At 44.6% G+C, this 15,730-nt stretch carries 15 protein-coding genes; 13 read left to right on the plus strand and 2 right to left on the minus strand.

The features are described 5' to 3' along the window. The first annotated feature begins 27 nt into the window (after positions 1 to 27). The 6 genes from lpdA to E4U82_RS05060 all read left to right on the plus strand — a co-directional run bounded on the left by lpdA (position 28) and on the right by E4U82_RS05060 (position 6,455). Positions 28 to 1,449: a dihydrolipoyl dehydrogenase gene (lpdA, locus tag E4U82_RS05035; protein ID WP_135108982.1), complete on the plus strand. Its 1,422-nt coding sequence runs from the start codon at positions 28 to 30 to the stop codon at positions 1,447 to 1,449. Positions 1,450 to 1,484: 35 nt separating this feature from the next. After that, positions 1,485 to 2,477: a thiamine pyrophosphate-dependent dehydrogenase E1 component subunit alpha gene (locus E4U82_RS05040; RefSeq protein WP_135108983.1), complete on the plus strand. Its 993-nt coding sequence runs from the start codon at positions 1,485 to 1,487 to the stop codon at positions 2,475 to 2,477. Between the two features lie 12 nt (positions 2,478 to 2,489). Then, positions 2,490 to 3,473: an alpha-ketoacid dehydrogenase subunit beta gene (locus tag E4U82_RS05045; protein ID WP_135108984.1), complete on the plus strand. Its 984-nt coding sequence runs from the start codon at positions 2,490 to 2,492 to the stop codon at positions 3,471 to 3,473. 26 nt (positions 3,474 to 3,499) lie between these two features. Continuing rightward, positions 3,500 to 4,756 (plus strand): dihydrolipoamide acetyltransferase family protein, encoded by a 1,257-nt coding sequence (locus E4U82_RS05050; RefSeq protein WP_135108985.1) that lies wholly within the window; start codon positions 3,500 to 3,502, stop codon positions 4,754 to 4,756. A gap of 193 nt (positions 4,757 to 4,949) precedes the next feature. Then, positions 4,950 to 5,381 (plus strand): BrxA/BrxB family bacilliredoxin, encoded by a 432-nt coding sequence (locus tag E4U82_RS05055; RefSeq protein WP_135108986.1) that lies wholly within the window; start codon positions 4,950 to 4,952, stop codon positions 5,379 to 5,381. Between the two features lie 90 nt (positions 5,382 to 5,471). Then, a complete protein-coding gene (locus E4U82_RS05060; RefSeq protein ID WP_135108987.1) occupies positions 5,472 to 6,455 on the plus strand; it encodes an aromatic acid exporter family protein in 984 nt (327 codons plus the stop codon). 242 nt (positions 6,456 to 6,697) lie between these two features. On the opposite strand, the gene prli42 is transcribed toward E4U82_RS05060, so the two are convergent. Next, positions 6,698 to 6,835, minus strand: a complete 138-nt coding sequence (gene prli42 / locus E4U82_RS19800; RefSeq protein WP_167751333.1) for a stressosome-associated protein Prli42 — start codon at positions 6,833 to 6,835, stop codon at positions 6,698 to 6,700. A 252-nt stretch (positions 6,836 to 7,087) separates the two neighbouring features. Between prli42 and E4U82_RS05065 the strand changes: the two genes are divergently transcribed. The 6 genes from E4U82_RS05065 (at position 7,088) to E4U82_RS05090 (ending at position 13,866) form a co-directional block, all read left to right on the plus strand. Next, on the plus strand, positions 7,088 to 8,215 hold the full coding sequence (locus E4U82_RS05065) for a M20/M25/M40 family metallo-hydrolase (RefSeq protein ID WP_135108988.1): 1,128 nt from the start codon (positions 7,088 to 7,090) through the stop codon (positions 8,213 to 8,215). 670 nt (positions 8,216 to 8,885) lie between these two features. Continuing rightward, a complete protein-coding gene (locus tag E4U82_RS05070; protein WP_135108989.1) occupies positions 8,886 to 9,800 on the plus strand; it encodes a hypothetical protein in 915 nt (304 codons plus the stop codon). A gap of 24 nt (positions 9,801 to 9,824) precedes the next feature. Then, positions 9,825 to 10,490 carry a DUF4129 domain-containing protein gene (locus E4U82_RS05075; RefSeq protein ID WP_135108990.1) on the plus strand — a complete coding sequence of 222 codons (666 nt, stop codon included), beginning with the start codon at positions 9,825 to 9,827 and terminating at the stop codon, positions 10,488 to 10,490. A gap of 13 nt (positions 10,491 to 10,503) precedes the next feature. Continuing rightward, complete coding sequence (locus tag E4U82_RS05080) at positions 10,504 to 11,628, plus strand: DUF4350 domain-containing protein (protein ID WP_245183525.1); 1,125 nt, start codon at positions 10,504 to 10,506, stop codon at positions 11,626 to 11,628. Further along, positions 11,625 to 12,554, plus strand: a complete 930-nt coding sequence (locus E4U82_RS05085; protein ID WP_135108991.1) for an AAA family ATPase — start codon at positions 11,625 to 11,627, stop codon at positions 12,552 to 12,554. The genes E4U82_RS05080 and E4U82_RS05085 overlap by 4 nt, the downstream gene beginning before the upstream one ends. Further along, positions 12,508 to 13,866 (plus strand): DUF58 domain-containing protein, encoded by a 1,359-nt coding sequence (locus tag E4U82_RS05090; RefSeq protein ID WP_135108992.1) that lies wholly within the window; start codon positions 12,508 to 12,510, stop codon positions 13,864 to 13,866. The genes E4U82_RS05085 and E4U82_RS05090 overlap by 47 nt, the downstream gene beginning before the upstream one ends. Here E4U82_RS05090 and E4U82_RS05095 read toward each other — a convergent pair. Next, complete coding sequence (locus E4U82_RS05095; protein ID WP_135108993.1) at positions 13,844 to 14,824, minus strand: stage II sporulation protein M; 981 nt, start codon at positions 14,822 to 14,824, stop codon at positions 13,844 to 13,846. The two genes, E4U82_RS05090 and E4U82_RS05095, sit on opposite strands and share 23 nt — an antisense overlap. An 89-nt stretch (positions 14,825 to 14,913) precedes the next feature. On the opposite strand from E4U82_RS05095, the gene E4U82_RS05100 reads away from it, so the two are divergent. Then, a complete protein-coding gene (locus E4U82_RS05100; protein ID WP_135108994.1) occupies positions 14,914 to 15,711 on the plus strand; it encodes an RDD family protein in 798 nt (265 codons plus the stop codon). Positions 15,712 to 15,730: the final 19 nt, after the last annotated feature.

Here is a 15,730-nt window from a genome sequence, read left to right on the forward strand (position 1 = left end):
AACCAAATGGAGAGGAGAATGCAGTTAATGTCAAAAGAATATGATTTAGTGGTACTTGGAGGAGGGACAGGTGGCTATGTAGCGGCAATACGTGCATCACAATTGGGAATGCAAGTGGCTATTGTTGAAAAAGGCGAGCTTGGCGGAACCTGTTTGCATCGCGGCTGTATCCCGTCCAAATCGCTGCTCCGGAGTGCTGAAGTGTTTAAACAAACAAAGGAAGCAAACGAATTTGGAGTGGAGACTGATGGTGTCACGTTAAATTTTCCGAAAGTGCAGGAACGTAAAAACCGAATTATCACAACACTGCACCAAGGTGTACAAGGACTTATGAAAAAAGGTAAAATCGATGTGTACGAAGGGTTCGGTCGCATACTGGGTCCCAGTATTTTCTCGCCGATGCCAGGTACGATATCAATCGAATATGCAAATGGTGATGAAAATACCATGCTGGTACCCAAAAACGTGCTGATTGCTACGGGTTCTAAACCAAAGTCACTCCCAGGCCTTGAAATGGATGGGGAGATCATCATGAGTTCTGATGAAGCACTGCAAATGGAAACATTACCATCTTCCATCATGATTGTTGGCGGCGGAGTGATTGGTGTCGAATGGGCGTCAATGCTTTCCGATTTCGGTGTTGATGTAACGGTAATTGAATACCTGGATCATATTTTGCCGACAGAGGATGAAGCTGTTGCAAAAGAAATTGAAAAGCAGCTGAAGAAGAAAGGCGTCCACTTTGTCAAGGGTGCTAAAGTCATGCCGGATACTCTGCAAAGAGATAGTGGTGTGCAAGTAGAAGCTGAAATCAATAACACAAACAAGACATTTTCAGCTGAAAGAATGCTTGTTTCCGTCGGCCGTGAAGCTTTCACATCCAATATCGGACTGCAAAATACAGATATCATCGTTGATAAAGGTGTAATTCAGACAAATGAATTTTACCAAACCAAAGAATCCCAAATCTATGCAATCGGGGATGTGATCGGTGGTATGCAGCTGGCACATGTTGCATCACACGAAGGTATTGTAGCAGTGGAACATATGGCAAATGAAAACCCACTTCCGTTGAATTATGACACGATTCCATCTTGTATTTATTCCAATCCTGAAGCTGCCAGTGTTGGACTGACCGAAAAACAGGCGGCCGGGCAAGGCTTTGACGTCAAAATCGGCAAATTTCCATTCCAGGCGATCGGAAAAGCGTTAGTCCATGGTGAAGCTGATGGCTTTGTTAAAATAATTGCCGATAAAGACACAGACGATTTACTTGGTGTACATATGGTCGGACCGCATGTTACCGATATGATATCAGAAGCTGGCCTAGCTAAAGTGCTTGACGCCACACCCTGGGAAATGGCGCACAGTGTGCACCCGCACCCGACACTTTCGGAAGTGATGGGTGAAGCAGCAATGGCTGTTGAAGGTAATCAGATACACGGATAATAACTTATCTTTCGTATAAAGGGGAGGGAACGTAAATGGCACAAAATCGCCATCAATCATTAGGTTTAACGGATGAACAGGCAGTAGACATATACAGGCACATGGTCTTAGCCCGTAAAATTGACGAGCGGATGTGGCTGTTGAACCGTGCCGGAAAAATCCCGTTCGTCATTTCATGTCAGGGTCAAGAGGCCTCTCAGATAGGTGCCTCATTTGCGCTCGACCGGAATGCAGACTATACTGCACCTTATTACAGGGATCTGGGAGTTGTCCTGGCATTCGGGATGACGGCTAAAGAATTGATGCTTTCGGCGTTTGCAAAGGCTGAAGACCCCAATTCCGGTGGTAGACAAATGCCAAGTCACTTCGGGCAAAAGAAAAATCGGATTTTAAGCCAATCCTCACCAGTGACAACACAGTTGCCGCATGCTGTGGGTATTGCGCTGGCAGCTAAAATGGAAAAGAAAGATTTTGCATCGTTTGTAACATTAGGTGAAGGCTCATCAAACCAAGGTGATTTTCATGAAGGTCTGAACTTTGCCGGCGTTCATAAACTGCCTGTCATAACGATGGTCGAAAATAATAAATATGCCATCTCTGTCCCGCTGGATAAACAAATTGCAGGCAAAAATGTGTCCGATCGCGCTTCAAGCTATGGCATGCCAGGTGTGACGGTCGACGGCAATGACCCACTGGCAGTATACGAGGAAGTTAAAAAGGCAAGAGAACGTGCCATCAATGGTGAAGGACCGACATTGATTGAGGCTGTATCGTACCGGTTTACCGCCCATTCAAGCGATGATGACGACCGGCAATACCGGGAAAGTGCTGAAGTGGAAGAAGCAAAGAAAAACGATGCGATTATCTCATTTGCTGCTTATTTAAAAGAAGCTGGCATTATGACAGACGACCAGGAACAAACGATTCGCAGTGAAATCGATGCGACGGTTAATGAGGCGACTGATTACGCGGAAAAAGCCGCGTATCCTGAACCAGAGTCTGCATATCAATACGTCTATGAAGAGTAGGGGGAATTTGTCATGCCAGTCATGTCATATATTCAAGCAGTTACGGCTGCGTTACAAGAAGAAATGCAACGTGATGAAAAGGTATTTATTTTAGGGGAGGATGTTGGAAAAAAAGGCGGTGTATTCGGTGCCACCAAAGGCTTGCATGATGCATTCGGCGATGATCGCGTCCTTGATACACCTCTCGCGGAGTCGGCTATTGCAGGAGTCGGAATAGGTGCTGCCATGTATGGGTTGCGTCCCGTTGCGGAAATGCAGTTTGCCGATTTCATTATGCCGGCTGTTAACCAAATCATTTCTGAGGCTGCCAAAATGCGCTATCGCTCCAATAACGACTGGAACGTGCCAATGACGATACGAGCGCCCTTCGGTGGCGGTGTGCATGGTGCCTTATATCATTCGCAATCAGTCGAGGCTCTGTTTGCGAACCAGCCCGGATTAAAAATCGTCATGCCATCCACACCATATGATGTGAAAGGACTTTTAAAAGCGTCTATCCGCGACAACGATCCGGTTCTATTTTTCGAACACAAACGAGCATACCGGCTGTTAAAAAGTGAAGTTCCGGAAGAGGATTATGTCCTGCCAATCGGTAAAGCGGATGTGAAACGAGAAGGTTCTGATGTGACAGTTATCACGTATGGCTTATCCGTCCATTTTGCGCTGCAGGCCGCCGAGAAACTGGAAGAAGAAGGAATCGATACACACATTCTTGATTTGCGTACGGTCTACCCGCTCGATCAGGAAGCGATTATTGAAGCAGCCCAGAAAACAGGAAAAGTACTGCTGATTACTGAGGATAATAAAGAAGGCAGTATTATTGGGGAAGTGGCAGCGATTATTGCAGAAAACTGCCTATTTGACCTTGATTCCCCAATCCAGCGTCTTGCGGGACCTGATATACCAGCCATGCCATTTTCACCAACGATGGAAAAGAATTTTATGATCAACCCGGATAAAGTCGAACGGGCCATTCGCGAATTAGCAGAATTTTAATCTCAAATTAGGGAGGGAATTGCAGGATGGCAGCCGAAAAAATCAACATGCCGCAACTGGGAGAAAGTGTCACGGAAGGTACGATCAGCTCCTGGTTGGTTGGCCCAGGTGATAAAATTAACAAATACGATCCAATTGCAGAAGTCATGACGGATAAAGTCAACGCTGAAGTGCCGTCGTCATTTACAGGTGTTATCAAGGAGCTGGCTGCACAGGAAGGGGACACCGTTCAGGTTGGCGATCTCATGTGCTATATCGATGCAGAAGGCGAACCGTCCAGTGATGATTCCGGACCATCTGATCAAACGGAAGAAAAACAGGATGAAACAAAATCAGAGACTTCTACCGACCAGTCTATGAAAAAACGCTACTCGCCTGCTGTTATGAAGCTTGCACAGGAAAATGATATCGATTTGCAGCAGGTGAATGGTTCAGGCAGAGGTGGCCGCATCACGCGAAAAGATATCGAAAAGTTGATTGCTTCCGGTGACAAGCCGGAACCAGCAGCCGATACGGGCAGTGTGAAAGAAACCGCACAGTCAGCATCACCGCGGCCTACGCAGTCACCTGTGGCAGCTCAAACAGGTGATATCGAAGTTCCGGTTACAGGCGTCAGGAAGGCAATCGCCCAAAATATGGCGAAATCCACTCAGGAAATACCTCACGCTTGGATGGCGGTTGAGGCAGATGTGACGGATTTGGTCAGTTACCGCAATCAGATGAAAGACGAATTTAAACAACATGAGGGGTACAGTCTGACATACTTTGCATTCTTTGTAAAAGCTGTGGCCAGGGCATTGAAAGAATTCCCGCAGTTGAACAGTACATGGGCAGGAGATAAAATCATTCAGCATAAAGACATCAATCTGTCCATCGCGGTAGCAAAAGACAATGAACTGTTTGTACCGGTTATTAAAAATGCAGATGAAAAAAGTATTAAAGGCATCGCCGGGGATATTCATGATCTGGCAGCACGGGCGCGTTCCGGGAAATTGACATCAAAAGACATGCAAGGCGGGACGTTTACGGTCAACAATACTGGGTCTTTTGGCTCTGTACAGTCCATGGGGGTCATCAATCATCCGCAGGCGGCTATCTTACAGGTCGAATCGATCGTCAAACGCCCGGTCATTATCCAGGATATGTTCGCAGCGCGTGATATGGTGAATTTATGTTTATCCCTTGACCACCGGGTATTGGATGGATTAATTGTCGGACAATTTTTAGCAAGGGTAAAAGATATTGTGGAAACTATTAATGCTGAAACCACCAATTTATACTAGAAATGGCTGAATATGTTTACGGCTTCCGGGAGCATCTGCTGGAGGATACCGGCCAGGCGTCAATCATCACCAGATTTTAATAAACTCACTGGGACATTAATTTAAAAGTTTTCTAAATTGAATTTGGCCAACAAACTTGATAAGCTGACTTTAGGCAATACCAATCATTATTTAAAAGGAGATGGATTCACATATGGATTTCAACATATTCATGAACGATGTCGTCAACGCAGCCCGGGAAGATGTGCGGGAAGCAGGTTATGAAGAATTAACGACATCAGACTCTGTTGATGAGGCAATGAATCGTGAAGGCTCAACATTAGTTATGGTTAACTCAACTTGTGGCTGTGCCGGTGGTGTTGCGCGCCCTGCAGCAGTCAATGCAATCCATTATGATAAACGACCTGATCATCTGGTCACAGTCTTTGCTGGCCAGGATAAGGAAGCGACTGATAAAGCACGGGAATACTTTGAAGGGTTTCCACCTTCCTCACCATCTTTTGCATTTATGAAGGATGGCGAAATCGTTACGATGCTTGAACGTTCTGACATAGAAGGATACAGTGCAATGGATGTTGTCGGCAAACTGCAAAAAGTGTTCGATGATCATTGTGAGGAAGTCTGAGCATAATGATATAGTATGGGGCTGTCTCAACAACGGGTCAGCCTCATTTTTTAAATCATTAGCTGTATCACCGTTTAAGGAGAGTCTAACGTGAAAATTGGCACCCGTACCCTCAAAACAGCTATAGGAACACCGATTGCCATTTCAATTGCGCAGGTTTTGGGCTTGGCTAATTTTGTTTCCGCAGGCATTTTAACAATCCTGTGTATTCAGCCTTCCCGAAAAAGGTCTGTAATGAGCGCATGGCACCGTTTTTTAGCTTGTGTGGTTGCTGCTTTATTTTCGATGGTATTTTTTGAGCTTTTTGGTTATCACCCAATTGTGATTGGGATTATGCTTGCATTTTTCATCCCGGTAACCGTCCTGTTGAAAGTCACGCCGGGAATTGCAACCAGTTCGGTCATCATTTTGAATTTATACAGTGCTGAATATATTTCATTTACTTTTTTGACAGAACAATTTCTAATTATTATTATCGGCATTGGTACAGCGTTGCTCCTGAATCTATATATGCCGAGTATGGAAAACCAATTAAAGCAAAAACAGGATGAGCTGGAGCATAACTTTCAGATCATATTAAACGAAATCGCCTTGTACATACGCAATAAAAACGAAAATTGGGATGGAAAAGAGCTGCGGATTTGCGAGGAAGTATTACAGGATGCTATGGATTTAGTATTATTGGATAAAGAAAACCATTTGCTGCGAAATGAGCATCCTTATCGTGATTATTTTCAGATGCGTGGCAAGCAGCTGGAATTACTTGAAAGAATGCTTCCGTTGGTCAGCAAACTGCCTAACAGAGATGCCATCTCATTAAAAATAGCTCGCTTTTTTGAAAACCTGGGTGATAATGTTCATCCTGGCAATACAGCATCGTTTTATTTGGATGAATTGGAAGAACTGCGTCGAACTTTTGACCGGGAAAAATTGCCGGAAACACAGGAAGAGTTCGAAACCCGTGCCAATTTATTTCGCCTGCTTCACGATATAGAGGATTATCTGCTGCTGAAGAAAAAATTCAAAAAAAGTGATATGACCGATAAAAAAACCACCCAAAAAAGACCGGAATAACATACGCTCCAGTCTTTTCATCCTGTGGACCCGCTGTGTTTAAAATTTCGGCATCTGACTTTGCATAAACAAGGACATGTCCGTTTATTCCCGCCTTAACGGGTAGTAAAACCCCTGTTTTAAGATATTGGGGTGACTCCGAAAAAGATAAGTAGAGGATCAACTACCCGTAAAGGTCCGATTCTGTTCAACAAGCATTCAGTGGGAGTGGAAAGGAAACCTCCACTGAATGAAGTTTCACTTTATATAAACATGGACAGCCCCATTGTTAATGTCGAAAGGATCATAGCCAGAATCATAATATATATGATAACTTTTAATCTGCGTTCACGTTTTGATTTTCTTTTAGGTGCTTGCGATTTGGTTTGGTTTTTAGCCATTTTAAGTCCTCCTTAAATGCTTTGCCTGACTTGTATTTTACCGTTAATTAACGATTTGGACAAGTGCGATCATACAATAATTGTTAGGAACTGAAAAAAGAAAGCCACGTGATAATACTTCGAACGCTTTTCTGGAAAACAGCAAAGCCGTTCACGATTTTATCAAGGTTGAGCAGTTAATCTTCCCGGCTGTTCGGGGAATATTCAACAATACATGGCACATCGCCATAATCAATTCAGGAGGTATCGATAATGATTTCAATCAATCAAGACAGGCTGATCAACGAATTTTTTGAACTGGTTCAGATTGACTCAGAAACCGGTTATGAAGCGGAAATGGCAGACGTGTTAACAAAAAAATTCAAGGATTTAGGTCTGGACGTAAAAGAAGACGGAAGCAAAGAGGAAACAGGTCATGGCGCCGGCAATTTAATATGTACATTAAAAGGCAATCAAGCGGGTGTTGATCCGATTTATTTCACCTCCCATATGGATACGGTCGTACCTGGCAAAGGTATCAAACCATCAATCAAAGATGGTTATATTGTCTCCGACGGCACAACGGTTCTGGGCGCAGACGACAAAGCAGGGCTTGCTGCTATTTTGGAAACCATCCGTACGTTAAAAGAACAAGACATCACGCATGGTGATATCCAATTTGTCATTACCGTCGGCGAGGAATCCGGTCTGGTTGGCGCTAAATCCATCGATGGTTCACTCATCAATGCAAAGTACGGTTACGCAATCGATAGTAACGGCGCTGTCGGCGATGTTGTTGTAGCAGCACCGACACAGGCTAAGCTATATGCTGTTATGAAAGGAAAAACGGCACACGCTGGACTTGCACCTGAAAAAGGTGTTTCAGCGATTACACTTGCAGCAAAAGCGGTTGCCAAAATGCCACTAGGCCGGATTGATGATGAAACAACAGCAAATATCGGTCGGTTTGAAGGCGGGAAACAGACAAATATCGTTCCTGATCGGGTTGACATCTTAGCCGAAGCCCGTTCACTTGTTCCTGAAAAAATGGAAAAACAGGTTGCAGAAATGAAAGAGGCTTTTGAAAATGCCGCCAATGAATATGGGGGTAGTGCGGAAGTAGATGTTCAAGTTATGTACCCCGGTTTCAATCAAAAATCGGATGATGACGTCGTGGCAGTTGCCCAGGATGCAGCCAAATCAATTGGCCTTGAAAGCAACCTGCAAAAAAGTGGTGGTGGTAGTGACGCAAATATCATTTCCGGACTGGGCATTCCGACTGTCAATCTAGCTGTCGGTTATGAAGATATTCATACAACGGGTGAGCGGATTCCGGTTGACGAACTAGTGAAAATCACCGAGCTTGTGACTGCAATCGTGCAGGGAGTGACTGACAGATAAGAATAATCATCAAATGATCTGTGCCTGGGAAAGAGATAAATGCCCGGGCACATTCATTATGGTTATTTTATAAAAAATGGTTGCCTGACACAAAATCCATAAACTGCGACGTAAGTCAATAGTTGAGTGGAATGACATCGCTACGGAAATACACTTGGTGCTCGTCGTGTTGCAAGTGATTGCGGGAAGCAGCACTCCTTGCAACTCGCAGCTAACTCGGCGGATGTTTTGCTCGTCGCTTTCCGTGGGCGGCTGATGAGCCTCCTCGATCCGGCGCTCTGTGGGCTCTCATCTAGGCCTCTGCTCCCACAGGAGTCTCCGTGTATTTCCTCCGCTAGGTTTTATTGACTGGACTAAGAGTCGAGATAGAAATAACACCACTTCACTAGTCCGGGTGAGCGGAGGGCGGTGATTCCTGCGGGAACAGCACGTGTCCGAAGACCCCGCAGCGGCGGTTTTCCGCGAGGAGGCTGAGGCCGTGCCCGCGGAAAGCATCCGCCCGCAGCGATTCCGGACGGTGGGTTGAAAGATCGCTGTTTATCTCAACTACGAGGTTAAGAGCAACAAAATTTACGAAAAGACTTAAATAAAATACTTTTCCGAAATTAATGTAAAAAATGTTAAACTAACAGGGTATCGACATGAACTGTGATAGGGAGGAGAAGTTGACATGAAGGATGGGCTAAACAGACCAAAAGGATTCGGAGAAATACTTGATGCTGCCTTTACGTTATGTAAACAGTATTTCTCAAAGTTTTTTTTGATTGTACTGACAATCATTGGTCCCCTTTATTTACTGCAATCAATCATTTTACTATTAACCGGCACCAGTTTCTTCAGAGAAGCCGGCAGCGGTGATAATTGGTTTGAACAGACGTTGAACGGTTTTGAGGCAACGGCCAATACAACACTGGGAGAGGATTTGGTGAATATGGCTGTGGGACTTTTAACGTTTGTTTTCATCCCCGTTGCTCAAGCTGCCGTACTATTCGCCGTTTCCCAATTAAAAAAGCATGACACGTTTAAAATCGGTAGTGTTATGAAACAGGCATTTTCAAAATTCTGGCTTATTTTAGGCGGAAGTTTACTATTTGGAGTCATCTTGTTTGCGATGATCTTTATCCCGACGGTTGCCATTACAATTATCGGCTTTCTGAGTATTTTTGCTGATCCAGTTTCCGGTATCGCCGTAACGATTATTCTTTTATTGGCTGTGGGCTTAACGGCGGCTTATTTTCTGTCACGCTGGAGCTTTTATCTGGGAACAGCCGTTTTTGAAAATAACATACCAGGGCTTTCGAGAAGCTGGCATCTGACTCGTCAAAACAGCTGGAAAGTATTTGGAATCTATATTATCTTTTTTCTGATATTTTTAGCCATCAGCATAGCAGTTGAATCCATCGCCATCGCAATCCTTGGCAATAGTGTGCTCTACTCGATTATTATTAATCTAGTAACGCTGTTCACAACGACGATATTTATGGTTGGGTATGCCATCATTTATTTTGACTTGAAAATCCGGCAAGGCGGCGATGACTTAAAGGATATGATTGAGGACTATCAGAATGCCGGCGATAAAAAGTAGTGCAGGCATGTATAGCCAAGCTGGGTGGTGATCTTAATCGCAAATGCAGACAAAGCAGCGAAACAACTGCAGGAAATTTTAGATCAAAACGAATATCAAATGTACTATGAGGACGACCGGAATTTTCTTCAAATTTGGTGGGATCGTTTGACCAACTGGATTGGTGAGCAATTAGCTGAATTATTTTCCGGATTGGAGCCGTCCAGCGGTTTTGCCGACTTGGTTCTGTTTGTCGTCATTGCTGCTGTTCTTATCCTTATTGGAATGGTGGTTTTTCAGCGTGTCCGTCGTTCACGTAGAAGCCGTGGGTTTACCGAATATAAACCATTGCAGTCGCTGAATGAAGCAAAATGGGCGTTTACCGATCATCTTGAGGCAGCACGTAAGCAGGAGGAATCCGAAAATTATACAGATGCTGTTCGGCATACGTTCCTATCGCTCTTGCTTTATTTTCATGAGACAGGAAGGCTTAAGGCGCGTAATTGGAAAACAAACTGGGAATATTTGACCGAGTTGCAACAGGTGGACAGACAACTGGCGGACTCGTTTCATCAGCTTGCATTCGTATTTGATGAAGTGGTCTATGGCGAGCGGATACTAGAGAAAGATGAATACATCCATTACCGGGATGAAGCGTTTAAGTGGCTTCATGACGGATCAAGGGAACCGGATGTTTCCGGGGAAAGTTAAGGGGGGCAGCAGCTTGCAAACATCAAAAACGGGCAGAAGGACACTGTTATGGCTGGTTGTTGTTCTTCTGTTATTTATCGGAATCAGTTATATGTTCGTACCGGATACACCGGAAGAGTATCCCGGCTTTGTTTCGGAATCCCCATCCCCCACTGGTGTGAAAGCTTTTTATACATATATGGATGATCAATTCGGTGCCGTTAATAGATGGGACCGTTCGCCGGAACAACTGACTGAAAAAGGCGGAAATCAGTTATTGATGATGATTGGACCGTCTTTCACTCCGAATTCAAAGGAGATGGATGAATATATTTCCTTTCTGGAGTCCGGCAATACGATTTTGCTTATGAAAGAAAATCCGGACGGGATGTTTGGTGTGGAAACCGTGCCAGTACAGGGTGATGAAACCGGGAGTATAACCGATCAGGATGGGGACGGGTATCAGGCAGACTTACGTTCAGCGTTTCGAATCGACCCCGCCACACATGATAACGTACTCGTGTATGATAATGCCGGTGCCATCGCAGTTGAAAGCACGTTTGGAAAGGGTAGATTAATCACGTCGACAGCCCCCGAGTGGATGACGAACGAAAGCATCTTGGAGCAGGACCATTTGGAATTGGTTCTTTCACTCACACAGACCACCGAATGGGATACGGTTTATTTTGATGAGTATATGCATGGGTCCGGAAATGCACCAGCCATCACAACACTTTATCCGGACTGGCTGCTGGTATTGGCATTTCAAGCCATTTTGCTAACAACCCTATGGCTCATGTTCAAGGGGAAACGCTTCGGTTCTGTCATCAAACCACGGGAAGAAACAGTCCGGTTTAGTGATGAGCGTATCCAGGCTCTGGCAGCATGGTATCAAAGGGGGAACCGATATCGTGATGCATTGCGGCTTCAGGCGGATTATTTGAAACGCCTTCTGCAGGAACGCTGGGGGATTCCGTATTACAAGGACTGGCCGGATATTCATGAACAACTTGAGCGAAAAACGGCGGCAGGGCCGGAGATGGAAACATTCATTGATGAATTAGCAAATGTTTTACACCAGGATCACGTCAGCAAAAAAACGTACCTGTCATGGTCGAAAAGAATTGATCGATTACGGAAAGAGGTGGAAGAAGGATGAGAAATGAGCTGGTATCATTATTGGAAAAATATGAAGAGCGAATTCTTGGTCAGACTATGAATCTGAAACTTTTATTATCTGCTGTGCTGGCAGATGGCCATGTATTAATCGAAGGTGTGCCTGGTACAGGAAAAACACAAACGGTTAGGACACTGGCCGAATTATTGAACGGAACCTTTAATCGGATCCAATTCACACCAGACCTGCTGCCAAGTGACATTACCGGAAGCACCATTTACAATATGCAGGAAAGTAACTTCCAAACAATAAAAGGGCCGATATTTTCAAATATACTATTGGCTGACGAGATTAATCGGACACCTGCCAAAACGCAGGCAGCCTTATTAGAGGCAATGGAGGAGAAGCAAGTGACGATCCAAGGAGAGACGTATAAACTCCCGGAAGTCTTTTTTGTCGTGGCTACCCAGAACCCGATTGAATTCGAAGGCACCTATCCATTACCTGAAGCCCAGCAGGACCGATTCTTGTTGAAGCTGAACATTGACTTCCCATCGTTTGAAGATGAAACGAGTGTATTAAAGCATGTACTAGAGGGTAAAAATGCCGGGATAGTAACGGATTCGGTGCTGGGCATGGACACGTTTTTATCCATACGCCAGGAAGTAACGGCCATTACGTTGAATGATGATATTCTACATTACATTATGCAAATGATTCGCCGGACAAGAGATATGGAAGCTGTTCGATTCGGTGCCAGCACAAGGGCGGCCATCTCCATTGCTAAAGCTGCAAGAAGCTGGGCGTATTTAACAAACCGGGATTATGTAACGCCTGATGATGTTAAAATGGTTGCCAAACCGGCATTGCGGCATCGTTTGCAACTAGCGCCGCATATGGAATTGGAGGGAGTTGGACTGGATGAAATCATTGAAGAGCTTGTGGGATCGATTGCTGTTCCGAGATAGGGGCATTTTACCGGCGGGTCGGCTGCTTGTTTTGTTTCTCATTTTTTCCTTTGGTGTTACTGTCCTGGCGGCTTTCTCGACCATGTCATGGCCTTGGCTCTTTGTCGTCAATGGCCTCTTTCTTTTGATCAGTCTGCTGGATGTATGGTTGGCACCGAAAAGGAAAGACCTGTTGTTTAATCGGGAGGTTCCTGATGAATTGGAGCGGGGCATGACGTATGCTGTTCAAATTGATGTTGCCAATGCCTCGGCCCAAGTCTGCCACGTCCGACTAATCGATGGATTACCGCAATCATTCCGGGCGCCTTTTCCACTGAAGGGAACGGTTAAAGCGCGCGGAACTTCTGTATTGTCTTATCAGGTGAAGGCACCGGTAAGGGGAAACTATGCGGCAGATAAACTGTTCATCCGTTACAAAAGCATCTTGGGACTATGGGAAAAACAAATGGCTGTTAACATCAAACAAAATGTGAAAGTCATTCCTGATTTAACGGAAACCAAACAATATCTGGAAAGCCCGCAGCGGTTTCTACTGTATGAAGGTATGAAAATCCGTAAACAACGTGCGGAAACAGGGGAGTTCGCGCAAATCCGTAACTATGTCGTTGGTGATGATCCGAGAAAAATCAACTGGCGTCAAACAGCAAAATGGCAGGAAATCATGACCAATGAGTACGAACCGGAACATGGGAAGTATGTCACGATTTTAATCGATTGCGGACGGATGATGGGAGCCGAACTTCAAAAAGGGAACCGGCTCGAAAAAGCCTTGGAAGCAGCATTGACAACGGCTGCAGCAGTACTTAAAAACGGGGACTACGTCGCAGTGCTTGCGTTTTCTAAAGATATCACCCGGTTTGTGCCGCCTGCAAAAGGTATGAACCAACTACAGAAGATATTACAAGCTATCTATAATGTAAATGTCGAGGCAAGTGAAGCCAATTATTCAGCAGCCATCAATTATTTGTCTGCCACGCTGAAGAAACGAAGTCTGATCCTGTTATTCAGTGATATTCAGACTTTTCTGCATGAAGAAACGGCTCTGTTGTATTTGAAACGGTTGCGCAGGCAGCATTTATTTATGATGATTGGCATCGAAGACGAAACGCTGCTGGCAGCTGCAAGACAACAACCGGACAGTGTCAAAACGGCCACGGTCAAAAGTATTGCGCAACAGCAAATACACATCAAAAAACGCGAGAAAACAAACTGGGAAAAACAGGGATTCTCCATGGTGGAAGCCAAAGAAGAACACCTGGCATCCGTTGCCGTTTCACAGTATATCCGTATTATGAATGAAGGCTTGCTTTAGCGTCGCTTTTTTGCAGCAGTATTTTTCCACTTAAGATATATAGAATTAAGCCGGCCATGGTCAGGATCGCGACGGCATATTTTGTTTCCGGTGAAAGGGAGGCGGGGGTGATGAACCCTTCAATGATACCGGCGATGATGAAGAGCGGAATCGTTCCCAGCAAGAGCTGGACAGATCGCTTTGCCTGTCTTTTTAATTGATAACCGCGCGAAAACGCACCCGGTACAAACAATTTATAGCCCATCAAAAGCCCCGCGCCACCTGCAATGAAAATGGCTGAGAGTTCAATGACACCGTGCGGAACAATATAAGCCCAGAATTCATAGGAACTGCCGTAATGCCAATATAAACCGGCTAGTGCACCAACCATGATACCGTTTGACACCATAATATAGACCGTCAGTATGCCAAACGTGATGCCGCCTGCAAAGGCCAGGAAAGCCACTTGAATATTATTCGTCATGATTGAGGCGGACATTAAAGAAGCATCCATCGACCCGGTGTTGGTATTCAGCTGTTCCGGGTCGACTGATTGTGCCACTTGTTCCGGCAACAGCGAATAGAGGTTCAGCGGGTCATCCAGTACAGAAAGAAATGCTGCCAATGCGCCGACTGCAAACAGGACCATGGCGACGATGACCGCCTTCCATTGCTCCAGCAGCAGTCCAATAAATGTTGTGCCGAAAAATGTGCACATTTGCCGGAAACTGGACACTTGGTCCTTGTATAATAAATTGTGGGCCTTGGCAACCAGTTTGTTCAAATAATCTGTTACATCTTCATTCGGAAAATAAGTTTGACTGTAGGACAAATGCTGGGTTGCTTTTTGGTAAAGCCGGTTAAATTGGTCAATATCATTTCCAGACAAGTGTCGTTTATTTTTACTTAGCTTCGTTATGTATTGTTCAAGCGTTTTCCAGCTCCCGCGGTTCTGTTTGATAAATGGTCTGATGTCCATGAATGCACCTTCCTTCACGACGTTAAATCTATTATAATTTGTCTCGAAGCTAATTGAAACCTATACAGACAAAAAAGGGGAAAATAGTGATGAATCAGGAGAACGTATCTGTCAAGACACCGGAATTCGTATCATTGGATTTTAAACTGGCCGGTCTGGGCAGTCGTGCAGGAGCCATGATTATTGATCAACTTTTACTGATGATATTCAACATCCTTACGATTCTTATTTTGGTATTTGCGACCCAGGCAGATTTTATTACATTTATGAATGGGTCAACAGTGCCATTGGCAATAGGTATTATTTTGATATTTATCATGAATTGGGGCTATTTTTTCGTAAGTGAATATTTTTTTGGCGGAAAAACACTCGGCAAACGACTATTGGAGATCAGGGTTATTCAGGATAACGGCCACAGCATCACATTGCTTTCCAGTCTGATCCGCAATCTGCTGCGCATTATCGACATGATGCCACCTGCATATTTTATCGGGATAATCATGGTTTTCTTCCATTCGAAACATAAACGGCTTGGCGATATTGTTGCCGGAACGATTGTTGTGCATGAACGAAAAGGAAAGAGCGCTACTAAATCCAGTTTGATTGAAAAAGAAATAGAGGCAAGAGGTCTCACAAAAGAAAGCTTATCCATTGATGATTGGGCGCTTCGTTCGTTCGGAATGAAAGAATGGAAACTAGTAAGAAGGTACAGCGAGCGACTGTTGCAATTAGAGGAGGCCGATCGCCTGCAGCTAACGAAAGAATTAGCCACCGTTCTTTTTCCGAAAATCGGACTTGAACCGGAGAATATGAACAACCAGGAGATAGAGGATACACTGCTCGCTCTGTATCTGATTTTTAAAGACGAATGGGAATTTGAGTTGTGAATGGAACAACAATTTCTCT

It is taken from the genome of Lentibacillus salicampi (genome assembly GCF_004565465.1).
Classification (GTDB): Bacteria; Bacillota; Bacilli; order Bacillales; family Amphibacillaceae; genus Lentibacillus; species Lentibacillus salicampi.

Bases quoted from the DNA above. Each gene is read 5' to 3' on its own strand.
- E4U82_RS05065 (WP_135108988.1), top strand. From the start codon at position 7,088: ATGATTTCAATCAATCAAGACAGGCTGATCAACGAATTTTTTGAACTG.
- E4U82_RS05085 (WP_135108991.1), top strand. From the start codon at position 11,625: ATGAGAAATGAGCTGGTATCATTATTGGAAAAATATGAAGAGCGAATT.
- E4U82_RS05040 (WP_135108983.1), top strand. From the start codon at position 1,485: ATGGCACAAAATCGCCATCAATCATTAGGTTTAACGGATGAACAGGCA.
- E4U82_RS05100 (WP_135108994.1), top strand. From the start codon at position 14,914: ATGAATCAGGAGAACGTATCTGTCAAGACACCGGAATTCGTATCATTG.
- E4U82_RS05070 (WP_135108989.1), top strand. From the start codon at position 8,886: ATGAAGGATGGGCTAAACAGACCAAAAGGATTCGGAGAAATACTTGAT.
- prli42 (WP_167751333.1), bottom strand. From the start codon at position 6,835: ATGGCTAAAAACCAAACCAAATCGCAAGCACCTAAAAGAAAATCAAAA.
- lpdA (WP_135108982.1), top strand. From the start codon at position 28: ATGTCAAAAGAATATGATTTAGTGGTACTTGGAGGAGGGACAGGTGGC.
- E4U82_RS05055 (WP_135108986.1), top strand. From the start codon at position 4,950: ATGGATTTCAACATATTCATGAACGATGTCGTCAACGCAGCCCGGGAA.
- E4U82_RS05050 (WP_135108985.1), top strand. From the start codon at position 3,500: ATGGCAGCCGAAAAAATCAACATGCCGCAACTGGGAGAAAGTGTCACG.
- E4U82_RS05090 (WP_135108992.1), top strand. From the start codon at position 12,508: ATGAAATCATTGAAGAGCTTGTGGGATCGATTGCTGTTCCGAGATAGG.
- E4U82_RS05045 (WP_135108984.1), top strand. From the start codon at position 2,490: ATGCCAGTCATGTCATATATTCAAGCAGTTACGGCTGCGTTACAAGAA.
- E4U82_RS05095 (WP_135108993.1), bottom strand. From the start codon at position 14,824: ATGGACATCAGACCATTTATCAAACAGAACCGCGGGAGCTGGAAAACG.